The 16,097-nt window shown below is 41.8% G+C and carries 16 protein-coding genes; all 16 read left to right on the top strand.

The annotated features are described in order from the left end of the window. Positions 1 to 18: 18 nt before the first annotated feature. Entirely contained in the window at positions 19 to 1,266 is a 1,248-nt protein-coding gene (locus M1F63_RS05635; protein WP_084849769.1) for a glutamyl-tRNA amidotransferase, read from the top strand. 28 nt (positions 1,267 to 1,294) lie between these two features. Continuing rightward, positions 1,295 to 2,173 carry a tRNA pseudouridine(55) synthase TruB gene (gene truB / locus M1F63_RS05630; RefSeq protein ID WP_247940938.1) on the top strand — a complete coding sequence of 293 codons (879 nt, stop codon included), beginning with the start codon at positions 1,295 to 1,297 and terminating at the stop codon, positions 2,171 to 2,173. A gap of 111 nt (positions 2,174 to 2,284) precedes the next feature. Next, positions 2,285 to 2,923, top strand: coding sequence for a uridine kinase (gene udk / locus M1F63_RS05625; RefSeq protein ID WP_045591120.1), 639 nt, complete (start codon positions 2,285 to 2,287; stop codon positions 2,921 to 2,923). Between the two features lie 128 nt (positions 2,924 to 3,051). Then, a complete protein-coding gene (xseA, locus tag M1F63_RS05620; RefSeq protein WP_247940937.1) occupies positions 3,052 to 4,392 on the top strand; it encodes an exodeoxyribonuclease VII large subunit in 1,341 nt (446 codons plus the stop codon). Beyond that, the gene (locus M1F63_RS05615) at positions 4,370 to 4,582 is read left to right on the top strand and encodes an exodeoxyribonuclease VII small subunit (RefSeq protein ID WP_000043226.1); all 213 of its coding nucleotides are present in this window, start codon (positions 4,370 to 4,372) and stop codon (positions 4,580 to 4,582) included. Before xseA ends, M1F63_RS05615 begins: the two co-directional genes overlap by 23 nt. Further along, a complete protein-coding gene (locus M1F63_RS05610) occupies positions 4,579 to 5,454 on the top strand; it encodes a polyprenyl synthetase family protein (protein WP_247940936.1) in 876 nt (291 codons plus the stop codon). The genes M1F63_RS05615 and M1F63_RS05610 overlap by 4 nt, the downstream gene beginning before the upstream one ends. After that, positions 5,447 to 6,262: a TlyA family RNA methyltransferase gene (locus M1F63_RS05605; protein WP_084849765.1), complete on the top strand. Its 816-nt coding sequence runs from the start codon at positions 5,447 to 5,449 to the stop codon at positions 6,260 to 6,262. The genes M1F63_RS05610 and M1F63_RS05605 overlap by 8 nt, the downstream gene beginning before the upstream one ends. Next, positions 6,255 to 6,686, top strand: coding sequence for an arginine repressor (locus M1F63_RS05600; protein ID WP_001034390.1), 432 nt, complete (start codon positions 6,255 to 6,257; stop codon positions 6,684 to 6,686). The genes M1F63_RS05605 and M1F63_RS05600 overlap by 8 nt, the downstream gene beginning before the upstream one ends. 6 nt (positions 6,687 to 6,692) lie before the next feature. Next, positions 6,693 to 8,360 (top strand): DNA repair protein RecN, encoded by a 1,668-nt coding sequence (recN, locus tag M1F63_RS05595; RefSeq protein ID WP_247940935.1) that lies wholly within the window; start codon positions 6,693 to 6,695, stop codon positions 8,358 to 8,360. Further along, positions 8,361 to 9,089, top strand: a complete 729-nt coding sequence (locus M1F63_RS05590; protein ID WP_247940934.1) for a metallophosphoesterase family protein — start codon at positions 8,361 to 8,363, stop codon at positions 9,087 to 9,089. It abuts the gene before it with no gap. Between the two features lie 78 nt (positions 9,090 to 9,167). Continuing rightward, a complete protein-coding gene (lepA, locus tag M1F63_RS05585) occupies positions 9,168 to 10,991 on the top strand; it encodes a translation elongation factor 4 (RefSeq protein WP_001047193.1) in 1,824 nt (607 codons plus the stop codon). 141 nt (positions 10,992 to 11,132) lie between these two features. Next, positions 11,133 to 11,756 carry a hypothetical protein gene (locus M1F63_RS05580; protein ID WP_084849763.1) on the top strand — a complete coding sequence of 208 codons (624 nt, stop codon included), beginning with the start codon at positions 11,133 to 11,135 and terminating at the stop codon, positions 11,754 to 11,756. 81 nt (positions 11,757 to 11,837) lie between these two features. Further along, entirely contained in the window at positions 11,838 to 12,686 is an 849-nt protein-coding gene (dprA, locus tag M1F63_RS05575; protein ID WP_084849762.1) for a DNA-processing protein DprA, read from the top strand. 117 nt (positions 12,687 to 12,803) lie between these two features. Next, positions 12,804 to 14,891: a type I DNA topoisomerase gene (gene topA / locus M1F63_RS05570; protein WP_247940933.1), complete on the top strand. Its 2,088-nt coding sequence runs from the start codon at positions 12,804 to 12,806 to the stop codon at positions 14,889 to 14,891. A gap of 106 nt (positions 14,892 to 14,997) precedes the next feature. Beyond that, positions 14,998 to 15,357 (top strand): YbaN family protein, encoded by a 360-nt coding sequence (locus tag M1F63_RS05565; protein WP_084849760.1) that lies wholly within the window; start codon positions 14,998 to 15,000, stop codon positions 15,355 to 15,357. Between the two features lie 92 nt (positions 15,358 to 15,449). Then, a complete protein-coding gene (locus tag M1F63_RS05560; protein ID WP_247940932.1) occupies positions 15,450 to 16,082 on the top strand; it encodes a copper homeostasis protein CutC in 633 nt (210 codons plus the stop codon). Positions 16,083 to 16,097: the final 15 nt, after the last annotated feature.

Below are 16,097 nucleotides of genomic sequence, written 5' to 3'. Positions count from 1 at the left end.
TTAAAAACAGGAGTTCCTATGAAAAAATCTTTGAAATTCTCGGAAATTTATATTGCTTATTTACCATTAGTTGTATTTTTTCTTAATCTCCTATATGGTCTTTTAAATATTGAAGGCGTAGGCGATACTGACTCAAGATATAATTTATTCTTTGCTATTTTTGGATTTATTCCAACTATATTCGGTTATGGAATTAGTTTTTTGGCTAATCTTCTGGTGGGGATATCTTATGTGCGAAAAGTAAAAAATGAATCGAAACGCATCATTGCTTTCCTATTGATTGGAAATATTTTTTTAGCAATTTTTCTGATGTTTTTGCTAAGATTTAAAATGATTGTTTCCTTTGACTTTATAAAAGATATTGACCTTTGGAGTTTCATTTTTTCATTATTTTTATTTCCGTATTTAGATTGGATTTATCAAAAGGAAGACTATAATCCAAAATTAAGTCGTAAGTTACTTATTCTATTTTTGATTGGGATTTTTTCTCCACTTATAGGAAATACAATTCAAACCCACTTTAGAAATAATGCTAAAGTTCAACAATTAAAAGAGTTTTATTCTTCTAGGGGAATGAATTATGATGTTGCTCTTAAAAGAGTAGAAATAGATAGTAACGTTTCAGATATTAGTATTTTTGATGTATCGGATAATGGAATGACTATCCAAGTAGGTGCTAAGTACATTCGTCAAAAATTAACACAGGTCAGTTTCATTAATGAGAATTATGGTTTTAAAGAATTCTTGAGGCTTTCTGCATCGAGCCAAGAAGCTCAGACAGTTCTGAATGATTTTAAATCAGCTGTAGAAAGTACAATACAAAAGAAAGGATATGATATAGTAGTTATTGATGATAAAGAACAGCCATTAGCTAGCCCTGGTTTTAAAATATCAAATTCATATAGGATAACTCCTTTAATAAAAGAAAAGGCTCTTCAAAATCAAAATTCATTCAGTAAAGAAAAACAAGCTTTTAGAGGATATGCGACTCTTTCTGTTAAAGACTTTATGAAGGAGGGAGCACTTTGCTCGCATTTAACACTTAGCAAAAGCAACCTATTGGAACTAGGAGATATTGATTTTTCAAGCTTTCCAGATGGATATTACAACATAAATGCTGACTACTTTTCGGTTGTTAATGGAAAATATAAACAGCTTGAAAAGGATGATAATTTTGAATATATTTTACCAATTGAGTCGGGTAAACCATTTTACTCTGAGGATTTATATGATATTAAAAAAATTGATTTAAACAATGAGGAATAGAAGTGAAAGGGAAACTAGAAAGCAACACATGAACGGTATTATCAACTTAAAAAAAGAAGCGGGCATGACCTCGCATGATGCAGTTTTTAAGCTGCGTAAGATTTTGGGAACCAAGAAAATTGGTCATGGAGGTACCTTAGATCCTGATGTTGTGGGTGTTTTGCCCATTGCAGTTGGCAAGGCAACCCGCATGGTCGAATTTATGCAGGATGAGGGTAAGGTCTATGAGGGGGAAATCACTCTTGGTTATTCAACGACGACTGAGGATGCCAGCGGAGAAGTGGTCGCAGAGACACCCGTTTTGTCTCCCTTGGATGAAACCATTGTCGATGAAGCGATTGCGAGTTTGACCGGACCTATTACCCAGATTCCGCCTATGTATTCGGCTGTCAAGGTTAATGGTCGCAAGCTCTATGAGTATGCGCGTGCTGGTCAGGAAGTGGAGCGTCCAGAACGTCAGGTGACTATTTATCAATTTGAGCGGACTAGTTCGATTTCTTATGACGATCACCTCGCACGTTTTACATTTCGTGTGAAATGCAGTAAGGGGACTTATATCCGTACCTTGTCAGTTGACTTGGGAGAGAAGCTTGGTTATGCGGCCCATATGTCCCATCTGACACGGACTAGTGCTGCAGGGTTACAACTGGAGGATGCTCTTACCTTGGACGAAATTGCTGAAAAAGTGGAGGCTGGTCAACTGGACTTTCTCCATACTCTTGAAATTGGAACGGGGGATCTTGTCAAAGTTTTCCTAAGTCCAGAAGAGGCTACAGAAGTGCGCTTTGGTCGTTTTATCAAGCTAGACCAAACGGACCAAGAATTAGCTGCCTTTGAGGGAGATACATTGCTAGCCATTCTAGAAAAAAGGGGCAATCTCTACAAGCCAAGAAAGGTTTTTGGCTAGTCTAACTGGAGTGTGGGGATGGATTTGTTTCCCCTAGACTATCCAAATCAGACTATAAATTTTGCAAAAAATGTGATAGAATAGACGACGGATAAAAAAACGGAGGGTAGCATGCAAAATAGACCAATCATTATCGGAGTGACAGGTGGTTCTGGTGGAGGAAAAACAAGTGTTTCAAGAGCCATTTTATCGCACTTTCCTGATGAAAAGATTTCCATGATTGAGCATGATTCATACTACAAGGATCAGTCTCACTTGACCTTTGAAGAGCGTGTCAAAACCAATTACGACCATCCATTTGCCTTTGATACAGACCTGATGATCGAGCAGATTAAGGAATTGTTGGCAGGGCGCCCAGTGGACATCCCGACTTATGACTATACAGAACATACACGGAGTAGCAAGACCTATCGTCAGGAGCCTCAGGATGTCTTTATCGTTGAGGGGATTTTGGTCTTGGAGGACAAGCGTCTGCGCGATTTGATGGATATCAAGATTTTTGTGGATACAGATGATGATGTGCGTATTATTCGTCGGATCAAGCGTGATATGGAAGAGCGTGGCCGTAGTCTGGATAGCGTGATTGACCAATATCTAGGTGTGGTCAAACCTATGTACCACCAGTTCATTGAGCCGACCAAGCGTTATGCCGATATCGTCATTCCTGAAGGGGTCAGCAATACTGTTGCTATCGACCTTTTGACCACCAAAATTTCTAAGATTTTGGAAGAAGCACGAAACAGCAAATAATCAGATGAGGAGGCAATGCCTCCTTTTTCTATTTTTCCTTTGGTTTCAGTATGCAAAAGGAGATTTTTAATCATCTTTTTGGTATAATAATACCCATGGAAAAGCAAGAAAATGAATAGTAGGTGGAGATGGAAAAGTATTTATCGGTAACAACTTTGACCAAGTATCTGAAAATGAAATTCGATAAAGACCCTTACTTGGAACGGGTCTATTTAACTGGTCAAGTTTCCAACTTTCGTAAACGACCTACTCACCAATATTTCTCCTTAAAAGATGACCATGCAGTTATTCAAGCGACCATATGGTCAGGGATCTATCAGAAATTAGGTTTCGACCTCGAAGAGGGAATGAAAATCAATGTGATTGGGCGTGTGCAGGTCTATGAACCCAGTGGGAGCTACTCTATCATCATTGAAAAGGCTGAGCCTGATGGGGTTGGGGCGCTCGCGATTCAGTTTGAACAACTCAAGAAGAAACTGACAGAAGAAGGCCTGTTTCAAGAACGCTTCAAGCAACCTCTTCCCCAGTTTTCTAAGCGAATTGGTGTAGTAACCAGTCGCAGTGGAGCCGTTATTCGAGATATTATCACGACCGTCAGCAGGCGTTTTCCTGGTGTTGATATCCTTCTCTATCCGACCAAGGTGCAAGGTGATGGAGCTGCTGAGGAAATTGCTCGAAATATTGCGCGTGCCAATCAACGTGAGGACCTAGATGTTCTCATCATTGGTCGTGGTGGTGGTTCCATCGAGGATCTCTGGGCCTTTAACGAAGAAATTGTGGTACGGGCTATTTTTGAATCCCGTTTACCCATCATCTCTAGTGTTGGTCATGAGACGGATGTGACCTTGGCGGATTTTGTGGCAGATAGACGGGCTGCAACGCCAACAGCTGCAGCTGAACTGGCAACGCCTGTGACTAAGTTGGATGTGTTAACTCATTTGCAAAATCAAGAAAAACGGATGGCAACAGCAGTCCGAAATGTCCTATCTAAGAAACATGAAGCTTTGAAAAAATGCAGTCAGTCAGTCATCTTTAGACAGCCAGAGCGTTTGTATGATGGTTATTTACAACGGTTAGATCAACTGCAACTGCGATTAAAACAAAGTTTGCGAACACGGATTTCTGATAACAAACAGCTAGTCCAAGCAAGGACGCATCGACTAGTCCAGTTATCACCTGTTACCAAAATCCAGCGTTATCAAGACCGTCTAGGTCAGTTGGACAAGCTCCTACGCAGCCAAATGGCGCTGGTTTATGATGCCAAGGTTGCTGAAGTCAAGCGACTTTCAGAAGCTTTGATGATGTTGGATACCAGTCGAATCGTGGCGCGTGGCTATGCTATTGTCAAAAAAGAAGAGTCAGTAGTAGATTCGGTTGAAAATTTGAAGAAAAAAGACCAAGTGACGCTTTTGATGCGAGATGGTCAAGTAGAATTAGAGGTTAAAGATGTCAAAACAAAAGAAATTTGAGGAAAATCTAGCAGAACTGGAGACCATTGTCCAAAGTTTGGAAAATGGTGAAATCGCTCTGGAAGATGCAATTGCTGCTTTTCAAAAGGGAATGGTCTTGTCAAAAGAGCTCCAAGCGACGCTGGACAAGGCTGAAAAGACCTTGGTTAAGGTCATGCAAGAAGACGGGACAGAAAGTGATTTTGAATGAAGAAGCAAGAAAAATTAGCTCTTGTTGAGTCGGCTTTGGAAGATTTTTATGGAGACCAGCAGTTTGCCTCTAGTTTGCGAGAGTCTGTTCTCTATTCCATTCATGCTGGTGGCAAGCGTATTCGGCCTTTTCTCTTGCTAGAAGTTCTGGAAGCCTTGCAAGTCGCTATTAAACCAGCACACGCGCAGGTGGCTGCGGCCTTGGAAATGATTCATACAGGAAGCTTGATTCATGATGATCTTCCTGCTATGGATGATGACGATTACCGTCGAGGGCGTTTAACCAATCATAAGAAATTTGGCGAAGCGATGGCAATATTGGCAGGAGATGCTTTGTTCCTAGATCCCTATGCCTTAATAGCGCAGGCGGATTTGCCAAGTCAGATCAAGGTGGATTTGATTGCCAACTTATCCCTTGCTTCAGGAAGTCTAGGCATGGTTGCAGGGCAGGTTTTAGATATGGAAGGCGAACACCAGCATTTGTCCTTGGAAGAACTCCAGACCATTCATGCCAATAAAACTGGAAAATTACTAGCCTATCCTTTCCAAGCCGCCGCTATCATAGCAGAATTAGCGCCTGAAATCCAAGCAAAACTGAAAACGGTTGGTGAATTAATCGGACTGGCCTTTCAAGTCAGAGATGATGTGTTGGATGTGACCGCTAGTTTTGAGGAAATCGGCAAAACACCACAAAAGGATTTACAAGCAGAAAAGTCGACCTACCCAGCCTTGTTGGGCTTGGAAGAGGCCATTGCCTTTTGTAACCAAACTCTGGATCAAGCCGAGGCTAAATTAGAAGAAATTGCCCAGCAGGTTCCCTTTGAAACAGAATCGATTGTGAAAGTAGTAGAAAGTTTGAGAATCAATGGCTAAGGAAAGAGTGGATGTACTAGCTTATAAACAGGGCTTGTTTGAAACGCGAGAACAGGCCAAGCGCGGTGTCATGGCAGGTCTAGTCGTAGCTGTCCTCAATGGGGAGCGCTTTGACAAACCAGGAGAGAAAATCCCAGATGACACTGAGCTAAAACTCAAGGGTGAAAAACTCAAGTATGTCAGTCGTGGTGGTCTAAAACTGGAGAAGGCCTTGCAGGTCTTTGATTTGTCAGTCGAGGGAGCGACAACGATTGATATTGGAGCTTCCACTGGAGGATTTACTGACGTCATGTTGCAAAATGGTGCTGAGTTGATCTTTGCAGTCGATGTTGGCACCAATCAGTTGGCTTGGAAATTACGTCAAGACCCGCGGGTTGTCAGCATGGAGCAGTTTAATTTTCGTTATGCTGAAAAGACTGATTTTGAGCAGGAACCAAGCTTTGCCAGTATTGATGTGAGTTTCATTTCCCTCAGTCTGATTTTGCCTGCTTTGCATCGTGTCTTGGCTGATCAAGGTCAGGTGGTGGCACTTGTCAAACCCCAGTTTGAAGCAGGTCGTGAGCAGATTGGGAAAAATGGAATCATTCGAGATGCCAAGGTTCATCAAACTGTCCTTGAATCTGTCACTGCTATGGCAGTTGAGCAAGGTTTTTCAGTGCTTGGATTAGACTATTCACCAATCCAAGGTGGACATGGAAACATTGAATTTCTGGCATATTTGAAAAAGGAAGAGGGAGCAAGTAATCAAGTTGCCCCCGAAATAGAAAAAGTTGTAGAGAGAGCACATAGAGAATTTAAAGATGAATAAAAAAGAGAGACTTGAAAAAATTAGAAGATTTGTTACGGATTATCAAATCGGGACTCAGGAAGAAATCGTTGAGCATTTGAAGGAAGCAGGTATTTCTGCTACGCAAGCCACTGTCTCAAGGGACATCAAGGAGCTTGGGATTGTTAAAATTCCTTTGAAGAACAACACCTATATCTATGAGTTGCCAAAATCAATCGTCAAAAGTTTGCAGTTGGCTGAGGACAACATTGTGAGTTCTGAGTTAATGGGAAATATGATCAACCTTGCTGTCATTCCTGGAAATACTATTTTTGTGAAGAGTCAGCTGGTTGAAGCATTTTCTGAACAGATTTTTAGCTGTCTAGCTGATGATGATTCTATCTTAATTGTAGCTAGAACAGCAGAGGCAGCTGAAGAAATTGTTGAACAAGTCAAAAAATGGTAGGTCAGTATGTTACTTGAAATTTCGATAAAAAACTTTGCCATTATTGAGGCGATTTCCCTCAATTTTGAAAAGGGTATGACTGTTTTAACCGGGGAAACGGGTGCTGGAAAGTCTATCATTATCGACGCTATGAATCTCATGTTGGGGGCTCGTGCAACGACAGACGTTATTCGCCACGGTGCGCCAAAGGCAGAGATTGAGGGGCTTTTCTCGGTTGAAAACAGTCGCCTTTTACAGGAACTTTTTGATGAGCAAGGTTTAGAATTGGGGGATGAGATTATCATCCGTCGGGAAATTTTGCAAAATGGTCGTAGTGTTAGTCGCGTGAATGGTCAGATGGTCAATCTTTCCGTCTTGCGTGCCATTGGGCAACACCTTGTGGATATCCATGGTCAGCATGACCAAGAGGAGTTAATGCGTCCTCAACTGCACATTCAGATGTTGGATGAGTTTGGTGATGCTGCTTTCTTGGAGTTGAAGGAGACCTATCAGACGAGCTTTGATGCCTATCGCAAAATGCGCAAGCAGGTTTTGGAAGTCAAGAAAAACCAGCAGGAACACAAGGCTCGTATTGAGATGTTGGAATTTCAAATGGCAGAGATTGAGGCTGCAAACTTGCAAGCTGGTGAAGACTTGGCTCTCAACCAAGAACGAGATAAACTCCTCAATCATAAAAATATTGCGGATACGCTGACTAATGCCTATAGCATGTTAGACAATGAGGAATTCTCCAGTCTTGCTAATGTCCGTTCAGCCATGAATGACATGGAAAGTGTTGAAGAATACGACCCTGAATACCGTGAAATTTCAAGTTCTCTGTCAGAGACCTACTATGTTTTAGAAGATATTACAAAGCGTTTAGAAGATATTATTGAGGACTTGGATTTTGATGGCAATCGCCTCATGCAGGTTGAAAATCGCTTAGACCTTATAAATACTATTACCCGCAAGTACGGTGGAACTGTGGACGATGTTTTGCTTTATTTTGCCAAGATTACGGATGAGTACAATCTCTTGACTGGAAATAACCTTTCTTCCGAAGATATGGAAGCAGAGCTCAAGAAATTGGAAGTTAATCTTGTCGATTTGGCAGGGCAGCTTGCATCAGCTCGCCATGACTTGGCCCAGCAGCTTGAAGCTGAGATTAAGCAAGAATTGCAAGACCTCTATATGGAGAAGGCACAATTCCAGGTTCGCTTTAGTAAGAGTAAATTCAGCCGTGAAGGAAATGAAACAGTTGAATTTTACATTTCCACCAACCCAGGTGAAGATTTTAAGCCTTTGGTCAAAGTTGCATCTGGTGGGGAATTATCCCGTCTCATGCTAGCTATTAAATCCGCTTTTTCACGTAAAGAGGGCAAGACTAGTATTGTCTTTGATGAGGTAGATACGGGAGTTTCAGGTCGCGTGGCCCAAGCCATCGCTCAAAAGATTCATAAGATTGGCCAGCATGGTCAGGTTCTTGCTATCTCTCACCTTCCACAAGTGATTGCCATCGCGGATTATCAATTCTTTATTGAGAAGATTAGTGACGAACACTCAACGGTGTCGACAGTTCGTCTCTTGACTTTAGAAGAGCGAGTAGAGGAAGTAGCTAAAATGTTGGCTGGGAAAAATGTAACCGAAGCTGCCCTTACTCAAGCCAGAGAATTATTGCAAACGAGGATGAAATAAATGACAGAATATTATGTAATTGGAGATGTTCACGGAAAGGCAGGTATGCTAGAAGATCTGCTCAAAACCTGGGATGGTCAAACTCAGCTGCTCTTTCTAGGGGATTTGATTGACCGTGGTGAGGATAGTCGCCGTGTTCTAGAAATGGTAAAAGACTTGGTCGACAATCAAGGGGCTATCTGTCTATCAGGAAACCACGAGTATATGTTTCTGACTTGGCTCGATGACCCAGAAGAAAGCTATGACCATTATCGTCGCAATGGTGGAGATACAACTATTAACTCAATCCTAGGTCGCCCCTTGGATGCACCAGTTGATGGCGTAGAAGATGCCAAACGGGTTGCGACAGAAGCAGCAGACTTGGTCGAATTTATTCGTCAAATGCCTTTTGTTGTTGAGACAGACAAGTATATCTTTGTGCACGCTGGTATTGATTTGACCTTGGATGATTGGCATGAAACTACAGATTATAAGAAAGTATGGCTCAGAAAACCATACCACGAAGCCGAAAATCATACTGGAAAAACCATTGTCTTTGGCCATACACCAGTTTATGGTTTGCTCAAGCAAGACCGAGGTACTGCTGAGCTTTGGATAACAGAGGATGGCAAGATTGGCATGGATGGAGGGGCTGTCTATGGTGGTGTCCTTCATGGAATCGTCTTTACAGACCAAGGAATGACAGAACACCACTTTATCGAAAATGATGGCTTTATTGCCGAAGATTAGTACTCCTAGCAGGGTATGGTCTTGTCAAAATGTTAAAAACAATTTATAATTAATAGATCCCCTGAAAGGAAGAGCATCATGAACTTAGAAGAATTGAAGAAACGTCAGGAGAAGATTCGAAACTTCTCTATTATCGCCCATATTGACCATGGGAAATCAACACTGGCAGACCGCATTTTGGAAAAGACGGAGACGGTTTCTAGTCGTGAAATGCAAGCCCAGCTTCTGGATAGTATGGATCTTGAGCGTGAACGTGGGATTACCATTAAACTCAATGCTATTGAGCTCAATTACACTGCAAAAGATGGCGAGACCTATATTTTCCACTTGATTGACACGCCAGGGCACGTGGACTTTACCTATGAAGTGTCGCGTTCGCTAGCCGCCTGTGAAGGGGCGATTTTGGTAGTTGACGCTGCACAAGGAATTGAGGCACAAACTCTTGCCAACGTTTATCTAGCCTTGGACAATGATTTGGAAATCCTGCCAGTCATTAACAAGATTGACCTTCCAGCAGCCGATCCTGAGCGCGTTCGTACAGAGATTGAGGATGTTATCGGACTGGATGCCAGTGAAGCGGTCTTAGCTTCAGCCAAAGCTGGTATTGGGATCGAAGAGATTCTTGAGCAGATCGTTGAAAAAGTTCCAGCTCCAACGGGTGATGTTGCAGCACCACTCAAAGCCTTGATTTTCGACTCTGTTTACGATGCTTACCGTGGGGTTATCCTGCAAGTGCGTGTTATGGACGGAGTGGTCAAACCTGGTGATAAGATTCAGCTCATGAGCAATGGCAAGACCTTTGATGTGACGGAAGTTGGTATTTTCACACCGAAAGCAGTTGGTCGTGATTTTCTTGCGACTGGTGACGTTGGTTATATTGCGGCTTCTATCAAGACGGTTCAAGACACTCGTGTGGGTGATACAGTGACCCTAGCAAGCAATCCAGCAGCAGAACCGCTAGATGGATACAAGCAGATGAATCCTATGGTCTTTGCAGGTCTTTACCCAATCGAGTCAAACAAGTACAATGACCTTCGTGAAGCCCTTGAAAAATTGCAACTTAACGATGCCAGCCTGCAGTTTGAACCAGAAACATCTCAGGCTCTTGGATTTGGTTTCCGTTGTGGATTCCTTGGACTTCTCCATATGGATGTTATCCAAGAGCGTTTAGAGCGTGAGTTCAACATTGATCTTATCATGACAGCTCCGTCTGTTATCTATAAGGTTAACCAAACTGACGGTGAGTCTATGGATGTGTCTAACCCCTCTGAATTTCCAGACCCAACCAAGATTGCGACTATTGAAGAGCCTTATGTCAAGGCGCAAATCATGGTACCGCAGGAGTTTGTCGGAGCGGTGATGGAACTGGCTCAGCGCAAGCGTGGGGATTTTGTGACCATGGACTATATTGATGATAATCGTGTCAATGTTATCTATCAAATTCCGCTTGCTGAAATTGTCTTTGACTTTTTTGATAAGCTTAAGTCTTCGACGCGTGGTTATGCAAGCTTTGACTACGAATTGTCAGAGTACCGTCCATCTAAGCTGGTCAAAATGGATATCCTCCTCAATGGAGACAAGGTGGACGCCCTCAGCTTTATCGTTCACAAGGATTTTGCCTACGAACGAGGGAAACTCATCGTGGATAAACTTAAGAAAATCATCCCTCGTCAACAATTTGAGGTGCCGATCCAAGCAGCTATTGGGCACAAGATCGTGGCTCGTACAGATATCAAGGCCCTTCGTAAGAACGTACTTGCCAAATGTTATGGTGGTGACGTTTCTCGTAAACGCAAACTCCTTGAAAAACAAAAAGCTGGTAAGAAACGCATGAAAGCTATCGGATCAGTAGAAGTCCCACAAGAAGCCTTCCTTAGCGTCTTGAGCATGGATGAAGAATAGAAATAAAAAAAACTCTTGAAGATTTTTCAAGAGTTTTTGCTTTAAATGAGAGTGATAAAATCGGAAGCTAACAGAATAGATTAGGTTAGAATTTGACAGAAGTCCTTATTTTTCTTATAATGCAGATGGAAAGGTGGTAGGATGAAAAAATTATTAATTTTAGGTACTGTAGTTACTGCTAGTGTTTTTCTAGCTTCATGCTCCAATAATTCGCAAACAGCAACCGAAGAAAGTTCGACTGCGGTTGTTAGGCCTTCTAGCAGTCAGGAAACGAGTAGTTCTAGCTCTGCTGTTTCTGAAGCGAAAAAGGAAGAGACGCAAATCATCGGTTCGAATGAATATGGTTTTGTCAAGGTACCCAAATCATGGGTTCAATTCCATGAAGTAGAAGGTGGAAATGATATACAGTATAGTGATGGAACAGATATCAACATTGTTACGCTGAATACCTTTAAGGCTGAGCAGTTTAATATCAGCGAAGAAGAATATGCTAAACTGGATATTGTGACTGTCTCATCTAGTATTTTAACTTCCAAAGAACAAAGTTCTGATTTCAGTAAGGTTTGGGGCTCCAAATCGACCATTGGAGGCTATGAAGCCTATGTTGTCAATGCAATTGCTAAATCAGGGAAATACCTCGTTACCTGGGTTTTCCGATCAAATGATGGTAAAATCCGCTATGTTTCACTTGAAGGGGATGGGGAAACTTTAAAAACAATCTTACCGATGGTTGAAAGTAGCTGGTCAACTACTAAATCTGAATAAATGAAAAAAAGAAGATTCTTGGTCTTCTTTTTATTTTTTTTACGAATAGATAGATGAGTAGAAAAAGAAATGGAGTTGTATATGAAGATTACAAACTATGAGATTTATAAATTGAGAAAAGCTGGGCTGACCAATCAACAAATTTTAACTGTTCTTGAATACGACGAGACTGTAGATCAGGAGCTCTTGCTAGGTGATATTGCAGAAATATCTGGATGCCGTAATCCTGCTGTCTTTATGGAACGCTATTTCCAGATAGATGATGCACAGTTGGAGAAGGAGTTCCAAAAATTTCCATCCTTCTCGATTCTTGATGACTGTTATCCTTGGGATCTGAGTGAGATTTATGATGCTCCAGCGCTCTTGTTTTATAAAGGAAATCTAGACTTATTGAAATTTCCAAAGGTTGCTGTTGTAGGGAGTCGTTCATGTTCTAGTCAGGGAGGAAAATCGGTTCAGAAAGTCATTCAAGGTTTGGAAAACGAATTAATCGTGGTCAGTGGTTTAGCCAAAGGGATTGATACGGCTGCCCATATGGCTGCACTCCAGAATGGAGGAAGAACAATTGCTGTCATTGGAACAGGATTGGATGTTTTTTATCCCCGCGCCAATAAACGTTTGCAGGAACACATTGGCAATCACCATTTGGTACTTAGCGAATACGGACCTGGTGAGGAACCCTTGAAATTTCACTTTCCAGCTCGTAATCGAATCATTGCTGGCCTTTGCCGTGGTGTGATTGTAGCAGAGGCAAGGATGCGTTCTGGTAGTCTCATCACCTGTGAGCGAGCTATGGAGGAAGGGCGTGATGTTTTTGCTATTCCAGGAAACATTTTAGATGGCCATTCAGATGGCTGTCACCACCTGATCCAAGAGGGAGCAAAACTGATTAGCAGTGGTCAAGATGTGCTGGCTGAGTTTGAATTTTAAGGAGAAATTTGTTCACTCAGATAAACTTTTCTTCTATATATAGGACTTAGGTCTTGACAGCTATAGAAAAATGGTTTACACTTTATAAAGTTTATTACTTTGAAAAGGTGTGATAGTGTGGCTACGGCAACAAAGAAGAAAAAATCAACAGTTAAGAAAAATCTAGTCATCGTAGAGTCGCCTGCTAAGGCGAAAACGATTGAGAAATATCTAGGCAGAAATTACAAGGTTTTAGCCAGTGTCGGGCATATCCGTGATTTGAAAAAATCCAGTATGTCAGTCGACATTGAAAATAACTATGAACCGCAGTATATCAATATCCGAGGAAAAGGCCCTCTCATCAATGACTTAAAAAAAGAATCAAAAAAGGCCAATAAAGTCTTTCTGGCGAGTGACCCGGACCGTGAAGGAGAAGCAATTTCCTGGCATTTGGCTCACATTCTCAACTTGGATGAGAATGATGCCAACCGTGTAGTCTTTAATGAAATCACCAAAGACGCAGTAAAAAATGCCTTTAAAGAGCCTCGCAAGATTGACATGGACTTGGTCGACGCCCAACAAGCTCGTCGTGTCTTAGACCGCTTGGTCGGGTATTCGATTTCGCCAATTTTGTGGAAAAAGGTCAAGAAGGGCTTATCAGCAGGACGCGTGCAGTCTGTTGCCCTTAAGCTCATCATTGACCGTGAAAATGAGATCAATGCATTCCAACCAGAAGAATACTGGACAATTGATGGTGTCTTTAAGAAGGGAACCAAGCAATTTCAGGCTTCTTTCTATGGTATGAATGGCAAAAAGATGAAATTGACCACCAACGAAGAAGTAAAAGAAGTCTTGTCCCATTTGACTAGTAAAGATTTCACAGTAGACCAGGTAGATAAGAAAGAACGCAAACGCAATGCGCCCCTACCTTATACGACTTCAACCATGCAGATGGATGCGGCTAACAAAATCAATTTCCGTACTCGAAAGACTATGATGGTGGCTCAACAGCTCTATGAAGGGATCAATATCGAATCGGGCGTGCAAGGTTTGATTACCTATATGCGTACAGACTCGACTCGTATCAGTCCTGTGGCTCAGAACGAAGCTGCAAGCTACATTAACGACCGTTTTGGTAGCAAGTATTCCAAGCATGGTAGCAAGGTCAAGAATGCCTCAGGTGCTCAGGATGCTCACGAAGCCATTCGCCCATCTAGTGTCTTTAACACACCAGAAAGCATCGCTAAGTACTTGGACAAAGACCAGCTCAAGCTCTATACCCTTATCTGGAACCGTTTTGTGGCTAGCCAGATGACAGCTGCTATCTTTGATACCATGGCTGTTAAGCTCTCTCAAAAGGGGGTTCAGTTTGCGGCAAATGGAAGCCAAGTTAAGTTTGATGGATATCTTGCTATTTATAATGACTCTGACAAAAACAAAATGTTGCCGGATATGGCAGTAGGAGATGTGGTCAAACAGGTCAATAGCAAGCCAGAACAACATTTCACTCAACCACCTGCTCGCTATTCGGAAGCGACTCTTATCAAGACCTTGGAGGAAAATGGGGTTGGACGTCCGTCAACCTACGCTCCAACCATTGAAACCATTCAGAAACGTTATTATGTTCGCCTTGCAGCTAAACGTTTTGAACCAACAGAGTTGGGTGAAATTGTTAATAAACTCATTGTTGAATATTTCCCAGATATTGTCAATGTGACCTTCACAGCTGAGATGGAAGGAAAACTGGATGATGTCGAAGTTGGTAAAGAGCAGTGGCAACGTGTCATTGATGAATTTTATAAACCATTCTCTAAAGAGGTAGCCAAGGCTGAATCCGAAATGGAAAAAATCCAGATCAAGGATGAGCCAGCTGGATTTGACTGTGAAGTTTGTGGCAGTCCAATGGTGATTAAGCTCGGTCGTTTTGGTAAATTCTATGCTTGCAGCAACTTCCCAGACTGCCGTCATACACAAGCGATTGTTAAGGAGATTGGTGTCGAGTGTCCAAGCTGTCATCAAGGACAAATCATCGAACGCAAAACCAAGCGCAATCGTATCTTCTATGGTTGCAATCGTTACCCAGAATGTGAATTTACTTCCTGGGACAAACCAATTGGCCGTGACTGTCCAAAATGCGGACACTTCCTAGTGGAGAAAAAAGTCCGTGGTGGTGGCAAGCAGGTTGTATGTAGTAATGGCGACTACGAAGAGGAAAAAATTAAATAAAATGCAGAGTCCTGAAAATGAATTTCAGGCTCTTTTTTGTTGATGCTTGACAAATTTCCCCCTTGTATGCGAAACTAGAGGAAGAGTAATTTATCTAGGAGAAATCATGCGTATCATTTACCTCAGTATTGGCTTTATTTCACTGGCTTTAGCTGTTATTGGAGTTGTCTTACCACTTTTACCAACAACACCCTTTCTTTTGTTAGCTATCGCTTGCTTTTCTAAATCTTCTAAGCGTTTTGAAGACTGGCTTTATCATACAAAGCTTTATCAGACTTATGTAGCTGACTTTCGGGAAACCAAGTCAATCGCGCGAGAACGAAAGAAAAAAATCATCATATCTATCTATATCTTGATGGGGATTTCTATTTATTTTGCCCCTCTTTTGCCAGTCAAAATCGGTCTGGGAGCCTTGACTATCTTTATCACCTACTATCTCTTTAAAGTAATTCCTGACAAAGAATAGATAAAAATAGTAGTTATTTGCCTTGATAAAAATGAAAGCATATCTAAATAATATGATATAATAAATTAAAAGTAATCTTCAAGGAGAATCAAATGATTTACGAATTTTGTGCTGAAAATGTGACCTTGCTTGAAAAAGCGATGCAGGCTGGAGCTCGTCGAATCGAACTTTGTGACAATCTAGCTGTAGGAGGAACAACACCTAGCTATGGAGTGACCAAGGCAGCGGTTGAACTGGCAGCTAACTACGACACCACCATCATGACCATGATTCGTCCCCGTGGTGGCGACTTTGTCTATACTGATCTTGAAATAGCAATTATGCTGGAAGACATTCGTTTGACTGCTCAGGCTGGAAGTCAAGGGGTTGTATTTGGGGCTTTAACTGCTGATAAGAAGTTGGATAAGGCTAATCTTGAGAAGCTGATTGCCGCATCTAAAGGAATGGAAATTGTCTTTCACATGGCCTTTGATGAATTGAGTGATGAAGATCAGTTGGAAGCCATTGACTGGCTCAGCCAAGCTGGTGTTACCCGTATCTTAACTCGTGCTGGTGTGTCTGGAGACTCGCTAGAGAAACGTTTCGCTCATTATCACAGAATTTTGGAACATGCTAAAGGTAAAATTGAAATTCTACCAGGTGGGGGGATTGACTTGGATAACCGTCAAACCTTTATCGACCAGCTGGGTGTGACACAATTGCATGGAACCAAGGTTGTCTTTTAAAAAATAGAAAGGAAC

Source organism: Streptococcus oralis (genome assembly GCF_023109155.1).
In the GTDB taxonomy this organism is placed as follows: Bacteria; Bacillota; Bacilli; order Lactobacillales; family Streptococcaceae; genus Streptococcus; species Streptococcus oralis_BZ.
The sequence above is the reverse complement of the archived record's forward strand: the minus strand, read 5'-3'. Positions and strand labels throughout refer to the sequence as shown.